Raw genomic sequence first — 16,727 nt, 5'->3', positions numbered from 1 at the left:
CCCCAGCCATCAATAAAGCCAGCAGCCGCTCTGCTGGCTTTTTTATGCCTGCGCCCGGGGTTACCAGCCGCATTACCACTGCGGGTTGTTGTCTTAACCTGGGGTGTATTACACTCACCGCGTTACTTGTTACAAACTGAGCTACACTGGTAGGGTCAACTGTTTGTAAATTCAGGTGATTTAGCTAAACGGCTGGATCAGTTTAATTATAAAGCCGCTGTGCCGGGGGGAATAGCTGCCCATAAAAGGATATAGATCATGATGCTACACAACACTCTCAGACGTACCTGGATCGGCCGGATGGTTATCGCATTCATGCTGGTGATGAGTTTTCAAAGCGTAACCGCGAATGCCGCAATGGTTTCAACCGAGACCATTATCCAGTCAGAACACCAGCAGTACACTAAAAGTGATCTGATACAGAAGCTGGAATCGGCCGAACTGCAACAACAGCTTATCGATATGGGAGTTGATCCACAGGAACTTCAGCAACGGGTCGCCAGCCTGACACCGGATGAGATCAGTCAGTTAAACGCAAACCTGGCCTCGCAACCTGCCGGTGAAGGTATTCTGGGGTTAGTCGGTCTGGTGTTTGTCGTTTTTGTCATCACCGATATGCTCTGTGCCACCGACCTGTTCAGCTTTGTTCACTGCATCAATCGCTAACAGGGCTGACACACTGCTTTACCGGTTATCCACTGTGCTGTTTGCAGCACTGTTGCTGACCGCAACAGTGCTGATAACCGGCTGTAGCAGCAATCAGAGACTAATCGACTCATTAACAGCTGACCCTGCTATCCAGGGAGTCGCAGAGATCGATGGTCTTGCCTATTTCCCACAGCAGGATGACCAGTGCGGCCCCGCTTCACTGGCAACCATGCTGGCCTATAACCAGATCACAACCACTCCGGAACAACTGCGCCCTTCCCTTTATATTCCCAAAAAAGGGGGGACTCTGGCGGTTGAGATGGAAGCCAGGGCACGGCAGTTTAACCTGATCGTCTATCCTCTGAAGCCCGATGTCAGCGATATATTACGGGAGCTGGATGCCGGACACCCGGTGCTGGTGATGCAAAACCTGGGGTTCAGCTGGCTACCCCAGTGGCATTTCGCGGTGGCTATCGGTTATGACCTGAATGCGCAACAGATCCTGCTGCGCTCAGGCCCCGACAAACGCTATCCGACCGACCTCTCACTGTTTGAAAAAACCTGGTCACGGGCAGACCACTGGGCCAGAGTGATACTGTCCCCCGACCAACTACCCGCAACCGCCACCCCGCTACGTTATACCGCCGCCGTCAATAAACTTGAGCAACTGGGTTCGCACACCCCGGCGCTGCAGCAAGCGGCAGAACAGGCCTACCGGACCGCCTTAAAGCAGTGGCCCGACAACGCTACCGCACTGATGGGGCTGGGCAATATCCACTATGCCCGGCAGCATTACCGTTCAGCCGCCGATTATTTCGTCCGCTATATTAACCACAGCAATACGCCCGCGGCGGGCTGGAATAATCTGGCTTACACGCTGATGCAAACAGGTTGCACAGCGGCCGCGATCGAATCGATCCGCTGTGCCGTCGCCATCGCACCGGAGCAGCCTGCCTACCGCGACAGCCTGAATGAACTCAGCAATGTCAGCGCTACAAAAAATAGTAAGGCCAACTGCTCACTCCCCGCCTGTATCGTTTTGAAGTAAAAATTCGCACATACCCCCTGCCGCCAAAATTAGTAACAATAGTTAACAGTGAATCACTTGATAGTTATCCATCGGGAAAATAAAGTGAAGAATATGAACAAAATCACCTGTAGCACGCAGGATATAAAGCCTGAATGAGAGGGCAGGACGACGGGATTAAAGCAGGCGATACTTGAATGAACTAACGGAATAACACGCCGGAGCGGCAACGTTGGTAAACTTCTTCCCCCTCACTCAACCTCATTGATCACCTGAGATTCTAGCCATCGGGCTGAAAACTCACTGGCAGGCACGGGTCGGCCAAACAGATATCCCTGGCCAAAATCACAGCCAATATCCAGTAACATCTGTTTCTGTTCTGGCGTTTCCACACCTTCAGCAATAACTTTAATACCCAGGGTATGCGCCATAACGATAATCGCTTCACACAGCACCAGATCCTGAGACCCTGGGGTCAGATGAGAGACAAAACTCTGATCAATTTTCAGATAGTCGATATGAAACTGCTTCAGGTAGGAGAGTGAGGAATACCCGGTACCGAAATCATCAAGCGCCACTTCGATCCCCTGATCACGAAACTGCAGCAGCTTATCTGCCACACCACTGCCCGCCTCCATCAGCAAACTTTCGGTAATCTCGACACACAGATTGGCCGCACCATTGTGCGTGAGGATATGACCAAACCAGTTGGGTTTGCTGCAATTGTCATCCTGATATTGCACCGGTGAAGTATTCACACTCACCTGCAGCTCGGTATTGAACCGCGCCTGCCAGATCGTCAGTTGACGCACCACTTCAGCAAACACCCAGTTGCCAATATCCACAATCAGACCGGTCTCTTCCGCTAACGGAATAAAGTCCAGCGGTGAAACCTGTCCCCTGGGATGATTCCATCTCAGCAACGCTTCCGCCTTGACGACACGGCCATTTTGCAGATCGATGACCGGCTGGTAATAGACCGCGAACTGCTGCCGGTCGATCGCTTCACGCAACTCATTCAACAAACGCCGGCGCCGCTGGGCCGCCGCCTCCATTTCGGGGGTGAAATAGTGGAATCGATTGCGCCCCTCCTCCTTGGCAGCATACATCGCCTGGTCAGCATTTTTCATCAGTGCTTCCAGGGTCATCGCATCACTGGGGTAAAGCGCAATACCGATACTCGCCGACACAAAAGAGCGACTATCCTTAAGAATAAAAGGCTCACCCAACTGCCGTAATATATTTCCGGCTACCCGCTCAATCACAGACAGATCATCAATATTGCCCAGAATCACCAGAAACTCATCGCCCCCTAAACGGGCAACCGTATCGGTTTCCCGCACACAGGAGAGCAGCCGTTTGGCAGCCCCCTGCAATAAAAGGTCACCATAGTCGTGTCCGAGGGTGTCATTCACCTCTTTGAAGCGGTCCAGATCGATCATCATCACGGCGACCTGCTCGCCGTCACGGTCAGCTTTTTTCATCATCTGTAACAGGCGATCTGTAAACGTACGCCGGTTGGGAAGATGGGTCAGAGAATCGTAATGCGCCATACGGGTCAGTTCTGCCCGGGCACGTTTCTGTTCGATCAGATTGACATCGATACAGTACATCTCCTGCCTGTCATTTTCAGAGCGTAGCATGACATGGCTGGAGAACACCGGTACCAGACTGCCATCTTTATGTTGCAACTCCAATTCAGAAGCGGGGATCTCCTGCCCCTTTTCCAGCCAGTCATGATGTAGCTGAATCACCGTCTCACGCATCGCCTGAGGGATAATTAACGACTCAAGAGGCTGACCCAGCGCCTCTTCCCGGGTATAACCATAAAGCGTTTCACTGGCATCATTCCAGTAGATCACCCTGCGGTTTTCGTCATACCCCTGTACTGCGATGGCCGGGAGGCTCTCAATCAGTTCGCGGAAACGACTTTCACTCTGACGTATCAGCATATCGGCCATCTTCTGATCGGTGATATCCAGCATCAACCCGCGAAGCCAGCGGGGTTTTCCATCTTCAGCCACCACATTGACCATATCCCGTAGCCAGACAATGGCGCCACTTGCGGTCAAAAAACGATACTCCAGCTCATGATCCCGCTGATCAGCGACCGCTTCGTCGCAGAAGCGAATCGCCCACGCCCGATCATCAGGATGGATATGGTCTTTCCAGAAATTGGGTTTAAACCAGGTGTCGATTGGATAACCTAACACCCTGGCAACATTGTCACTGATATAGGTGTAGGTATAGGTATCATAATCCGCTTCCCAGACAATACCGTTGGTCGTATCGACGAGGTTTTTAAACCGTTTTTCACTCTTGCGATGGGCCTCTTCAGAGCGATACAAACGGAAGTTCCAGTAGAGAATAAACAGCAATACCAACAAAACCAGGCCGCTGACTTTGAGTATTTTTTCCACCGCAATGCCATTCTGGGATACTGTCAGACCTGCCCAGTGCTCAAAGATCTGATTGCGTTCGCTCTCAGTAATGCTATTCAGCGCTTTCTCAATAATCCCTGACAGGATTGGATTGCCACGATAGACCCCGATGCGGAAATCACTCTGATAGTCCGTGTGGCCAGAAAAGCTCAGATTAAGTATCCCCTCCTGCTTCATCACAAACCCGGCAGCTGTCGCATCCCCCACAAAAGCAACAGCCTCCCCCTCTGCAACCATTCTGAGCGCACCCTGAATAGTGGCCGGATTGATAATAGTGATCTCTGGGTAATCACGCCGCAGCAACTCATTGGTAAAGTGCCCCTTATGGATCGCAACCCGTTTACCCTTCAGCTTGTCCAGTGTTCCGATATACCCTTTAGATTGCTCACTGATAATCACGGCTGTGCTGGAAAGGTAGGGTTGGCTAAAATCAAGATATACCTCCCGCTCTGCCGTTTTTACCATACAGGACATCAGATCAAACTCCCCGTTGCGGGCGGCGTTTAACACCTCACTCCAGGAGTGTTTATCCGTGACGGGCACAAACGAAACACCAAGACGCTGTTCCAGCAGGGCAAAATAATCGGCTGATATGCCAGTATAGTGGCCGTTATTATCGACCCATTCGTAGGGGGCAAATGTGCGATCGATACCGAGTTTTAGCTGTGGGTGCTGCTGCAGCCAGGCGATCTCTGCGGCACTCAGGTTATCATCTCGCCAGGAAAAGTCCGGTGTAACTGATTGCTGAGAAGATTCAGCCGCGTACGCTGAACCCCATACGCTTTGAACCAGGCTCATAGCCAGACTGATAAATAACACTAGCCAGGGGGCTATTCTGAACATCCATATCTCCAACAGCAAAAGCGTTCCAACCTGTAACCTGACACTCTGTATGAGTCAGGTGAAGACCATCATTTAATACTCAATAGCTTAATACTCAACGGTTAAATTCCCGTTTAGCCACATCGGGATCAGGATAGATTTTATCGACTCTAATTGCTTCCCTTCGCTTTAGCATAGATCTATTTGCCGAATAGTGGGCATTTTCAGGAGGATATATACATTAAAAGCCAGCTTTCTGGCCGGCTTTTACAGGTTTTAAATATAAGCGCAAACACAAACCTTCAATCAGGTTATAAAACACCGCCGCACTTACAGCCCGGAAATATGCTCCGCAACATCCTGAATCGCGGCCGCATCGAGTTTATCAACCTGAACTTTCATCAACGCTTTCAGCGGACCGCCATAGGTCCCCGCTTTATAGCCATTCAGCGCATCAACAATCTGGCTTGAAGACCACCCCTGAATCACCTGAGATTTCCCCATAGCCGATTTTTCAGCGGATGCACCATGACACTCAACACAGGCCTGAAACACCTCGGCCCCGCCTGCATGAACGACAGGCACGGAGAATGCCATTGCACACAAAGCCAATACAATACCACCTGTTTTTTTCATCTGGGTCCCCTCCCACTAAGTTATAACTCTATAGTACTAAGGGTGTTCGACGTATTACAAAGCGCTCTGTCATCACTTTGAGAGGTACAGTTCGGGAACTGTAGTAGCAGAAAAGACGGTGTTCAGGTCAGGACATTCGCTGAAGCAGAAAAGCAGGCGGATTTTCAGGGTATTATTCCGGTTATTCCGGACGGAAAAAAACCAGCACTGAAGGGCTGGTTTTCTAAAGACCGCCTGGCTTAATCTGTTTTTCGTTTTTTCAGCGGCGCCATACCATCGTCGGAGACAATCTGTCGATTAGCAGCGCGGCGGTTTTTACGGTCCTGAGGCGCTTTAACAACCCGTTTGGGTCGTGCCGCAGCCGCTTTCTGTTGCTGCCTGGCAGGTTTTGCTGCAGCGGCCTCTTTTATCCCTTTAAAGCTTGCCGTTAAGCCCTCCAGCTCGCTGAAGTTAACCGACTGTTGCAGGAAACTTTCAACCCGCTTGAAAGCGTCCCAGTCTTTCGGACCGATCAGTGAGACAGCCAGACCTTTGGCTCCGGCCCGACCGGTACGGCCAATACGGTGCACATACTCTTCTGCCTGTTTAGGCATATCAAAGTTCACCACCAGCGACACCTGTAGCAGATCCAGCCCCCGGGACGCGACATCGGTGGTAATCAGCACCTGCTGCTGGCCGCGGCTGAAACTGTCCATGATCTTATTACGATCGCTCTGGCTCATCTCACCACTGAGAGCGGCAGTTTTCAGTCCCCTGCCCGACAGCAACAGAGACAGTCGCTCCGTATCAGCCCGGGTGGCGGTAAAGATAATCACCTGCTGGTAGGTTTCAGTGTCGAGAATTCGCTCCAACACTGCCTGTTTATGATCCAGATGGTCGGTGAGATAAAAGCGCTTTTCAATATCCGCGTGTTCTGCATTGGCCGCGCCGATCGCGATCCGTTTCGGCGCTTTCAGCAAAGTCTTAGCCATGCTGTTTACTTCAGCATGCTCAAGTGTTGCGGAAAACATCAGCGTCTGCCGCAGACGATGACTGGCAGTCTGATTAATCCGGTTCAGCTGATCGGCAAATCCCAGATCCAGCATCCGGTCCGCTTCATCGAGAATCAATAGCTCCAGACCATCAAGAAACAGAGAGCGTTCATCCAGATGGTTGACCAGTCGTCCGGGAGTTGCCACCACCACATGAGGATTTTTCGCCAGCGCTTTAGCCTGATCGTTGAAGTTTTCTCCCCCCAGCACCAGCGCCACCTTGAACGGGGAGCCGCTGATCAGACTACGCAATTGCCCGTAGACCTGCTTGGCCAGCTCCCGGGTCGGGGCCAGAATCAGTGCCCTGGGGTCCTTTTTACTAAGGGCCTTCTGGCGCATCAAACGTTGCATAGTTGGCAACAGATAGGCCAGGGTTTTACCGGAGCCGGTCTTGGATGACGCGATCAGGTCATGTCCGGTGATCGCCGTCGGCACAGCCTGGGCCTGGATCTCAGTCGGCTCGGTGATCCCCTGATGCGCAAGGATAGTGCTAAGCCGGGGGTCAAGCCCCAGATCGGTAAAGTTTTCCGCGTTAGACAAAGTCTGCTCCGGTTATACTGAATTCATCGGAATATAGCTGGCCATAATAACAGAGATCAGGTCGCGACAATGACCCGGATCGCATCCAGTTTCAGCGAAGCGCTCTGCAGGTGGTGTTCCAGTTCTGCCCGGGTATGCGCCAGAAAATCGATCTCTTCCTGACGAATATTCGGATTCACCGCAGCCAGTGCGCTAAGCCGTTCCTGCTCTGCGCCCAGCAACCGGGCAACATTCTCAGTGGCTTGCGTCAGCATTGCCGGTTGTTGAGTGTCAGCAATCGCTTCAACACGCTCCACCATCTGACCGATCTCACTGCGGGTATGCTTGACAATATCCACCGCCTGTCGCCGCCCCACCCGTTCTGCCAGGTTGTTGATATGGGTCTCGGTCAGTATCGCGCTGAGATCTGTGCCATTGGTATCAACAACGATACGGCTCAGGGTCTGGGGCAGATAGCGCTGTACCTGAAGCTGTTTCGGAGCAGCACAGTGCAGCGTAAAGATCGCTTCCAGCAACAGCGTACCGGGTTTCAGCGGCGGTAGCTTAATCGAGCAGACCGCCGTATTGCCAAAGTCACCATTCACAACAATATCCATTGTGCCCATCACCAGCGGGTGTTCCCAGGTAAGGAACTGGATATCCTCCCGCCCCAACGCCAGCGCCCGGCTGTAGGTGGCAGTCATACCATCGGCAGGCAGACCCGGCAGGCTTTCATGATGCATATGATCGCCCGGGCTGAGAATAATACTCTGGCTGCTATGCACCTGCTGTTCAACACCAAACTGATCAAACATCCGCTCCATATAGCTGCTCAGTTCGATACTGTTACCGGTCACCTCCATGCTTTCGGCAATAGCAGCGGCTTTCACCGGGTTACAGGAGTTCAGTTCCAGTAACTGGTCACGCCCCTGTTGCAGCTGTTCCAGCAAACGATCCGCTGCAACACGGGTACTGCTGATCAGTTGCTCGTTGTTAGCTTCGTCATACTCCTCAAACAGCGCCGGAATCAACTGATCCAGGAACTGATCGAACAATACCTGGCCTACCGGGCAGGCCCGTTCAAAGCAGTTCAGGCCGCGGTGGAACCAGTCCAGCAGAATAGCCTGTGCACTGAACTCATAATGGGGCACATGGATCTGAACATCATTGCGCTGACCAATCCGGTCAAGGCGGCCGATGCGCTGCTCCAGCAGATCGGGGTTCAGCGGCAGATCGAACAGAATCAGATGACTGGCAAACTGGAAGTTACGCCCCTCACTGCCAATCTCAGAGCAGATCAGCACCTGAGCGCTCTCATCTTCATCAGCAAAATAGGCGGCGGCACGGTCTCGGTTAACCAGGCTCATCCCCTCATGGAACACCGATGAACGAATCCCTTCATACAGGCGCAGATGTTCTTCCAGTGATTTCGCTGTGTCTGCATAGGCACAGATCACCAGCGCTTTCTGGTCACGATTCTGTTTCAGCCAGTCCACCAGCCACCCGACCCGGGGATCGGCTTCCAGCCAGCGGTCCGCCAGAATCAGCTCGGGATGCAGTCGCTCTTCCAGATCAGCCTGAGCCAGCAGTTGCTGTTCACTTTCAAGATAGAACTCGGGTTCCGGCAACGGATAACTATGCAATACCCGCTGGGGGAAACCACTGACACCATCACGGGTATTGCGGAACAGCACCCGACCGGTGCCGTGATGATCGAGCAGACTGGCCACCGCATCCTGAATTGCCTGATCAAGAGAGTCATTTTCCAGCTCATCCTGCAGCTGCTGAGCGACCTCGTCCCCCAGATAGCTGCCCAGTTGAGTAAACACCTCAGGGGCATCTTTCAGTTGCTCACGGGCATCTTCATCCAGCAACCGGGCCACCAGCTTACTCACCGGCTGATAGCCCTCCTCTTCTGCGCGGAACTGTTGCAGACTGTAATACCGATCCGGGTCCAGCAGACGCAACCGGGCAAAGTGACTATCAACCCCCAACTGTTCCGGCGTAGCGGTTAACAGCAGTAACCCTTTGACTTCACGGGCCAGCGCTTCAATACAGATATATTCCGGACTGGACTCCTCTTCGGACCAGACCAGATGGTGCGCTTCATCCACCACCAGCATATCCCAGCCAGCATCCAGCGCCTGTACCAGACGGTCCGGGCTGGACTTGAGGAAGGATAAGTTACACAGCACCAGCTGTGCGGTTTCGAACGGGTTAACGCCCTCGTCCGAAAGCTCCAATGCTTCACAGCGCAGCTCATCAAGAATAGTAAAACGCAGATTAAAGCGGCGCAGCATCTCCACCAGCCACTGATGTACCAGACTGTCGGGCACCACAATCAGCGCCCGGGACGCCTTACCGCTGATCAGCTGCTGATGCAGGATAAGCCCTGCTTCGATGGTTTTACCCAGACCCACCTCATCTGCCAGTAATACCCGCGGAGCAAACCGGCGGGACACCTGATGGGCAATATAGAGTTGGTGAGGCAACAGCTGCACCCGTGGCCCCAGCAGACCATAACTTTCAGATTGCAGGTGGGCAAACTGATTTTTGAGCGTTTCTACCCGCAACTTAAACTGACTGATCTTATCCACCTGACCGGCAAACAGTCGGTCGTGAGGCTTACTGAAATGCACCGCACTGTCGAGATCTCGCTCCTCCAGCACCAGCACCTCACCTTCGGCATTCTCCACCTGATAGACCATATAGCCATTCAGTTCCTGCTGGGCGGTAATGGTGACCTTAAGACCTGCGGCATTGCGCACCTGTTCACCCACCGGATAGACCACACGGCTCAGCGGCGCGTTATCGATAGCGTAAGTACGCTCCTCTTCAACGGCAGGAAACAGAATTTCAACGCGGCGGTTAGATACGCTGGTTACCAACCCCAGCCCCAGATTTGATTCGGTATTACTGATCCAGCGTTGGCCGGGAATAAATTCAGACAAAAGACAGCTCTCAAACAGGAAACGATATAAACAACACCGTGAAACACTATAGACGATAATCAAATTAATCGCCGGAAGTAACCGGTCAGCGCGGAATGATAGGCGTTGTGGCGGAGTACCTCAAGGCGCAATCACTCTCAGCGGCTAATATAGGAAAATATTAACGCAATCATCGCTATAAACAGACCAAACCAGGCGTGCTGAAATATCCGCACTGGCAAAAATAATGTATGCTTGCGCCTTTAAACCTGTGAGTAATCTTCGATGTTCTTTATCGACCTAAATCTGGATCTGGAAATTCTGGGCCCACTGGCTGACAACAACTTTCTCAGCCCCCGCCCGATCCAGCAACAGGCTATCCCTGTGGCCATGGAGGGCTTCGATCTGCTGGCATCCGCCCCCACCGGAACAGGCAAAACCCTGGCCTTTGTGCTGCCAGCTCTGCAGAAAGTATTCGACAAAGATCCTGACCACAGCAGCGCGCCACAGATATTGATTCTGGCTCCGACCCGGGAACTGGCAAAACAGATCTATCAGGTGATCGAACTTCAGACTCAGCATAATCGCATTAAAAGCTGCCTGATCGTCGGCGGTGTCCCTTTTGGTATGCAAAAGAGCATGCTGGCTGAACCGATCGATATTATGATCGCCACACCGGGACGACTGCTGGAGCTGAACGCACAGGAGTGGCTCGACCTGTCCCTGGTAGAGATGCTGATTATCGATGAAGCCGACCGGATGCTGGACCTGGGCTTTATCAATGAGATTAAGCAGATCGCCGATGTACTGCCCCTGCAGCGTCAGACATTGATGTTTTCCGCCACCCTTGAGGGTGAAAAAATCCAGCAGTTTGCGGCGGACCTGTTGAATGAAGATTCCCAGGTGATCGCAGTCGATCAGCCCCGCCATATACCTGAGAATATCGAACAGTTTGTCTATCGGGCTGACAACGAACAACACAAAGAGTACCTCCTGAAAGCGTTAATCCATCAACCGCAGCTGAAACAGGGGATTATCTTCGTTAACAGCCGCAAGCAGGTGGAGCACTGGGTTAGCATCATCCGCAATGCTGGTATGCTCTGTTATGGACTGCACGGTGATATGCGTCAGAGTGAGCGGACCCAGCGGATCAAAGAGATGCGCCGCGGCCGGATCAAGATCATTATCGCCACCGATGTTGTCGGGCGGGGGCTGGACCTGCCGGATCTGACCCACGTTATCAACCTCTACCTGCCACTGAAAGCCGACAGTTATGTCCACCGCTGTGGACGCTCGGGTCGTGATGGCGCAAAAGGTACCGTCTGGTCGATTGTTGAGCCCTTAGACTGGGCAAACCTGGGCCGGATCGAGCGCTTTATCGGCGAAAAACTGCCCCGCACCACCTTCCCGGGCCTGGCACCGAAAAAACCAGAGCCAGGCAAAGGCAGCGGCAAAGCGAAACCGAAGAAGCCTAAAGTTAAAAACAAAAAAACGGTTGCAAAAGCCAACGCCAAAAAAGCCTCTTCGCAGAAAAAATCACCGAAGAAACGGGTAGGTCGTGGACCCAAAGCGGGCCCTTCGCCCAGAAAAATGACTGAATAGCAGGCTAAGCTGACCCGTCGGGCCGCCGCTATCCACAAGCCACCGAGTGGTGGCTTTTCCTGTGCACCACCTCTTTTGCACACAGGCATGATTAAGCAACCACTGTTTCCTCCTCCACCTCCCGGGCGATATGCTCCAGCATAGAGTCTATCTCGGTACGCTCAGCGTCATCAGCCCCCTCGGTCAGAGCTACCTGCAGCATCGCATTGATCCGTTCCTTACGCAGAATAAACAGGTCTCGCAGTGAATAGGTGATCGCCAGACGCGCTTCGGGAAACTGTTTAACCAACACCCTGATCAGTTCGCCAGAGCGTTTCGGTAAGGCCAGCACCATATGGATCGCCACATCCTGAGGCTTCAGGGATGACCCTTCCAGCGCAGTACGGATAAGAATTGCGGGGTCTTTAGGTTGCTGTCCCAGCGCCACCAGCAGCAGTTTAAGCTCGGGATCACCAATCTCGGCAAGGTTATAGTTGAGCAGCGGTTCCAACACGGCTGAACCCACTGAGGATCCCTGCATGCTGACCTGATATTTTGAGCTACTCTCCAGGGTTTCGGTGCGTACAAACAGCTTCCTGATCATCAGAAACACCACCACGAACAGATGCACCGCCACCAGGTAGTAATATAGCCAGATACTTGCAAACTGAGTCATCAGAGATCCGGCAATGATCGGTCCTAAAACGCCCCCGCAGCCCAACAGGATCTGCATCATACTGGTGGCTGACATCGCCTCTTTCAGATCAATATGATCAAACACCTGAGTCACCGCCAGCGGAAATAACGCGACCCCTGATCCTCCCGAGATCAGAAACAGCACCACCAGCATCTCAATCGGCATCGGCATAAAGCTCTCAGCGATAATCAACAGATTGCTGATCACCCCCATCGCCATCAGACCGGCTGCCACCAGGCGTTTATCATAACGATCAGCCAGCCAGCCAACCGGGTACTGTGTCAGCAAACCACCCAACTGATAGGAGCCCAGCACCAGTGAAAGCCAGATTCCGGTAATGCCGTGATCATAGGCGTACAGCGATATCAGTGAAACGCTGGCAGCACTGATGAGGCCAGCACAGAGACAGGACAGAGTACCCGAGGGTGAATATTGCCACAGTCGTTTTAGCGACATCGGCCGGGGTCGGCTGGGCAGCTCGGGCAGGGGTAAACGACTCATCGACATAATAATCAGCGAGATACAGAGAAACACCCCGATCAGTCCAAACAACCGGGGATCATGCTCACTGGAGAGACTAAACAGAAACGGAGCCGAACCGAAACCGATTGCAAAACAGATCTGGTAAGTACCAAATACCTGCCCCCGGTTACGCTTATCACTGAGCACATTTAACCAGCTTTCCAGTGTAATAAAACTGGTGACAAAGCAAAAACCGGCGACCATTCTGAGTCCGGCGGTAACCCAGATATCAATAAAATAGCTGTGACACACCGCGACAATCGCCAGTGTTGCCGCCATTGAGGAAAAAGCCCGGATATGCCCGGCCCGCAGCACCGCCCGGGAGCCGAACAGTCCAGCCATAATGGCACCAACAGCGAACATACTCATCGCCATACCAATATTGGCAGACTCAAAGCCCCCCTCTCTGAGACGAATCGGTAACATCACAAAAAACAGGTTATGACTCACCGCCACGGCAAAAATAGAGAAAAGAATCGGCTGAATCCGAATCAGGATATTGGGTTGCATTGCGCTGTGGTCCCGAAGATGTATATTAAAGTCAACCGATCACGCCCATCAAAAGGGAATTGATCCGCACCTTTACAACGATAACGTCTTACATTTTTTACCGCAAAGTATCTCCGACGAACAGCGATGATATTCCCGTCAGCTGTTGCTAATCCGCTATATCCTGATCATCTATCCCACTTTGAACTACACTTTTACAGACTGGCCGACACCGTTTCCAACAAGGCTGTCAGGCATTTTCTTAACGTTGGCAGATCAGGATCAGGGAGGTAAGCAAAATTATCTGTCCACAAATATCACTGCGCTGAGGGTTTTCAGCCTGTTATCAGACGTCAGAGGCTCCGGCACAATCATCAAATTACAATAATGGAGCAATCGTTATGGATATCAATGTGGCAATTTCACAGAAACCGCCTGTGCTCTTAGATCTGAAAGCCTCGCTGGAACTGGCGGTTAGTACGATCGAAGAGGTCGCTAAGCAGGGCTCGCAGTTATTGGTGTTTCCCGAAGCATTTCTACCGGGCTATCCCACCTGGATATGGCGCCTGAGGCCCGGCGGAGATATCGCACTGGGTAATCAGATCCATTTCCAGCTTCGCAACCATTCGGTCAATATCGCCAAAGGGGATCTTAACCCGGTCTGTGAAGCCGCTGCTAAACATAACATGGTTGTGGTGATGGGCATGAACGAGATCGACTCAGAGTTCAGCGGCTCTACCCTGTTCAATACTGTTGTGGTCATAGGCAGTGATGGCTCCCTGCTTAACCGGCATCGTAAAATCATGCCGACCAACCCGGAAAGGATGGTGTGGGGATTTGGTGATGCCAGCGGATTGCGGGTGGTTGATACACAGGTGGGACGCATCGGCTGTCTGATCTGTTGGGAAAACTATATGCCACTGGCACGCTACGCACTGTATGCCCAGGATATCGACATCTATATTGCGCCCACCTGGGACAGCGGTGACACCTGGATCGCCTCCATGAATCATATTGCCCGTGAAGGTGGCTGCTGGGTACTGAGTACCGCAACGGCGATACAGGGCAGCGATATCCCCGCCTCATTTCCCGAACGTGATCGACTGTTTACGGATGACGAGTGGATCAACCCTGGGGATGCGGTGGTGGTTAAACCCTTTGGCGGGGTGGTAGCAGGCCCTCTGCACCAGGAAAAAGGGGTGTTATACGCCACTATCGATACCGATGCAGCACGGGATTCCCGTAAGGCTCTGGATGTTGCCGGCCATTATCACCGGCCGGATATCTTCCATCTGGAGATCAATCGCACCGCAATGCCACCGGTAACCTTCAGTGACAAAAAAAGCTGAACGCTATGCCTGGCGCACACAAAGAAACCCGGCAACCAGTGCCGGGTTTTATTATCTGAATCTGAATCAGGCCGCCTGAACCGTTTCAATACCGGTTCGGCTGAAAGCGGTCAGCATCGCCTGCAATGCAGCGGCAGAAGTATCTTCTGCCACGGCGACCGCGCAATATTCCTCACCATTGATCTGAACCGCAATCGACGCCTGCGCATTGGCATCGGTTCCGCCACTGAGGGCATGCTGATCGAAGTGAATCACCTCGATACTGCAACCATATCGGGTTGTCAGGGCAGCGCACAGAGCCTCCAGTGCACCGGCCCCCTCTCCTGACATCTGCTGCTCACCGATTTTGAAGCTGGCACTGACACGGTGCCCCTCGGTATGCAGATCATAGTCATGCAACTGCCACGCTTCAGACACCGAGATAAAGTGCTCATCAAACAGGCGCTTGATATTAGCCGGTGAAACCTCAACCCCGCTCTGCTCTGCCGCCCCCTGCACCACCCGGCTCAATGGAAAGTGCATCCATTTTGGCAGGCTGATGTCATAATCGCGTTCCAGTACCAGCGCCACTCCACCTTTACCGCTCTGAGAGTTAATGCGCACTACCGCCTCATATTCCCGACCTATATCCCGCGGATCGATCGGCAGATAGGCCACATCCCAGTGCTGTTTTTTATGTTCGGTATGGTAGTTAACCGATTTGCGGATCGCATCCTGATGGCTGCCAGAGAACGCGGTATACACCAGCTCTCCCGCCCAGGGATGCCGCACCCCCACAAGAATACCTGTACAGCTTTCAACCACCTCGTTGATCTCCATAATGTCAGAGAAGTCCAGCTTTGGATCAACGCCCTGGGAATACAGGTTCATCCCCATGGTGATCACATCCATATTACCGGTACGCTCACCGTTCCCCATCAAAGTGCCTTCAACCCGGTCAGCACCTGCCAAAACGCCTAATTCTGCGGCGGCAACCGCGCAACCACGGTCATTATGGGTATGCAGGCTCACCCGGACATACTGACGATTCTTCAGATGGCGGCAGAAATACTCGACCTGATCGGCAAAGCGGTTCGGGGTAGACATCTCAACAGTGGCTGGCAGGTTGATAATAATGTCGCGACCACTTTCGGGTTGCCACTGCTCAATCACCGCATCACAGACCTCAATGGCGTAATCCATCTCTGTGCCACTAAAACTTTCAGGAGAGTACTGGAACGACCACTCCGTATCAGGATGCTGCTGGGCATACTGCTGCACCCATTTTGCCCCCTGCACCGCAATCGCCTTAATCCCCTCGCGGGACTGACCAAATACCTGTTCCCGCTGCACGGTAGAGGTGGAGTTATACACATGAATGACCGCTTTTTTCACCCCTGACATCGCTTCATAAGTGCGTTTAATCAACTCTTCACGCGCCTGGGTCAACACCTGAATGGTGACATCATCGGGAATCCGCTGCTCATCCACCAGCTTACGTACAAAATCGAAATCGGGTTTAGAGGCTGAAGGAAAACCCACTTCAATCTCTTTAAAGCCCAGTTTAACCAGCAGCTCGAATAGTCGCGTTTTCTGCTCGACACTCATCGGATTCACCAGCGCCTGGTTGCCGTCCCGCAGGTCTACACTGCACCAGTCGGGCGCCTGTGTCAGGGTCTTGTCTGGCCAGGTACGGTCGGTCAAACGGATCGGTTCAAATGCACTGTATTTTCGATAGTCGAACATAGCGTGTTCCTGCTGGGTATCTGCCGGTGGCAGTTCTCTGATTTATAAACAGTTATTGGATTGAAATCCCGCGCGGTAAAGCGCGGGACCAAATTTGTCAGTCATATACTTGTGGTACACATAGATCAGCCCGGTAGACTGGCGCTTAAACCTGGTTCGACACTTTTGGTGCTCTCCCCCACATCCGCTGATAACGGCATGCTTTGGTGGCTCTCGGCAAATATTTATCGCTGCAGCAATCAATAGAGCAAAGTTTAAAGTGTTTGTTACGCAATAACCGTTCTAATTACGGAGCTTTTCATTCATTTGC

10 protein-coding genes are annotated in these 16,727 nt (G+C 52.5%); 4 read left to right on the top strand and 6 right to left on the bottom strand.

Translation table 11 applies throughout. From position 1 onward, the window contains the following. The first annotated feature begins 258 nt into the window (after window positions 1–258). Window positions 259–666, top strand: coding sequence for a PA2779 family protein (locus tag JW499_RS09670; RefSeq protein ID WP_205210404.1), 408 nt, complete (start codon window positions 259–261; stop codon window positions 664–666). Window positions 667–700: 34 nt separating this feature from the next. Further along, window positions 701–1,696, top strand: coding sequence for a PA2778 family cysteine peptidase (locus JW499_RS09665; protein ID WP_205210403.1), 996 nt, complete (start codon window positions 701–703; stop codon window positions 1,694–1,696). Window positions 1,697–1,926: 230 nt separating this feature from the next. Here JW499_RS09665 and JW499_RS09660 read toward each other — a convergent pair whose 3' ends face one another. The 4 genes from JW499_RS09660 to rapA all read right to left on the bottom strand — a co-directional run bounded on the left by JW499_RS09660 (window position 1,927) and on the right by rapA (window position 10,075). Then, the gene (locus JW499_RS09660; RefSeq protein ID WP_205210402.1) at window positions 1,927–4,959 is read right to left on the bottom strand and encodes an EAL domain-containing protein; all 3,033 of its coding nucleotides are present in this window, start codon (window positions 4,957–4,959) and stop codon (window positions 1,927–1,929) included. A 309-nt stretch (window positions 4,960–5,268) separates the two neighbouring features. After that, on the bottom strand, window positions 5,269–5,574 hold the full coding sequence (locus JW499_RS09655) for a c-type cytochrome (protein WP_205210401.1): 306 nt from the start codon (window positions 5,572–5,574) through the stop codon (window positions 5,269–5,271). Between the two features lie 239 nt (window positions 5,575–5,813). Next, on the bottom strand, window positions 5,814–7,145 hold the full coding sequence (locus JW499_RS09650; protein WP_205210400.1) for a DEAD/DEAH box helicase: 1,332 nt from the start codon (window positions 7,143–7,145) through the stop codon (window positions 5,814–5,816). A gap of 56 nt (window positions 7,146–7,201) precedes the next feature. After that, a complete protein-coding gene (rapA, locus tag JW499_RS09645; protein WP_205210399.1) occupies window positions 7,202–10,075 on the bottom strand; it encodes an RNA polymerase-associated protein RapA in 2,874 nt (957 codons plus the stop codon). A 264-nt stretch (window positions 10,076–10,339) separates the two neighbouring features. Between rapA and JW499_RS09640 the strand changes: the two genes are divergently transcribed. Further along, complete coding sequence (locus tag JW499_RS09640; RefSeq protein ID WP_205210398.1) at window positions 10,340–11,656, top strand: DEAD/DEAH box helicase; 1,317 nt, start codon at window positions 10,340–10,342, stop codon at window positions 11,654–11,656. Between the two features lie 91 nt (window positions 11,657–11,747). Here JW499_RS09640 and JW499_RS09635 read toward each other — a convergent pair whose 3' ends face one another. Beyond that, window positions 11,748–13,364 carry an MFS transporter gene (locus JW499_RS09635; RefSeq protein ID WP_205210397.1) on the bottom strand — a complete coding sequence of 539 codons (1,617 nt, stop codon included), beginning with the start codon at window positions 13,362–13,364 and terminating at the stop codon, window positions 11,748–11,750. 380 nt (window positions 13,365–13,744) lie between these two features. Here JW499_RS09635 and JW499_RS09630 point away from each other — a divergent pair, with 380 nt between their 5' ends. Next, window positions 13,745–14,692: a carbon-nitrogen hydrolase family protein gene (locus tag JW499_RS09630; protein WP_205210396.1), complete on the top strand. Its 948-nt coding sequence runs from the start codon at window positions 13,745–13,747 to the stop codon at window positions 14,690–14,692. A gap of 66 nt (window positions 14,693–14,758) precedes the next feature. Here JW499_RS09630 and leuA read toward each other — a convergent pair whose 3' ends face one another. Beyond that, complete coding sequence (gene leuA / locus JW499_RS09625) at window positions 14,759–16,417, bottom strand: 2-isopropylmalate synthase (RefSeq protein WP_205210395.1); 1,659 nt, start codon at window positions 16,415–16,417, stop codon at window positions 14,759–14,761. Window positions 16,418–16,727 lie beyond the last annotated feature (310 nt).

The organism is Amphritea pacifica, assembly GCF_016924145.1.
Classification (GTDB): Bacteria; Pseudomonadota; Gammaproteobacteria; order Pseudomonadales; family Balneatricaceae; genus Amphritea; species Amphritea pacifica.
The sequence above is the reverse complement of the archived record's forward strand: the minus strand, read 5'-3'. Positions and strand labels throughout refer to the sequence as shown.

Bases quoted from the DNA above. Each gene is read 5' to 3' on its own strand.
- JW499_RS09670 (WP_205210404.1), top strand. From the start codon at position 259: ATGATGCTACACAACACTCTCAGACGTACCTGGATCGGCCGGATGGTT.
- JW499_RS09660 (WP_205210402.1), bottom strand. From the start codon at position 4,959: ATGTTCAGAATAGCCCCCTGGCTAGTGTTATTTATCAGTCTGGCTATG.
- JW499_RS09655 (WP_205210401.1), bottom strand. From the start codon at position 5,574: ATGAAAAAAACAGGTGGTATTGTATTGGCTTTGTGTGCAATGGCATTC.
- JW499_RS09640 (WP_205210398.1), top strand. From the start codon at position 10,340: ATGTTCTTTATCGACCTAAATCTGGATCTGGAAATTCTGGGCCCACTG.
- JW499_RS09635 (WP_205210397.1), bottom strand. From the start codon at position 13,364: ATGCAACCCAATATCCTGATTCGGATTCAGCCGATTCTTTTCTCTATT.
- JW499_RS09630 (WP_205210396.1), top strand. From the start codon at position 13,745: ATGGATATCAATGTGGCAATTTCACAGAAACCGCCTGTGCTCTTAGAT.
- leuA (WP_205210395.1), bottom strand. From the start codon at position 16,417: ATGTTCGACTATCGAAAATACAGTGCATTTGAACCGATCCGTTTGACC.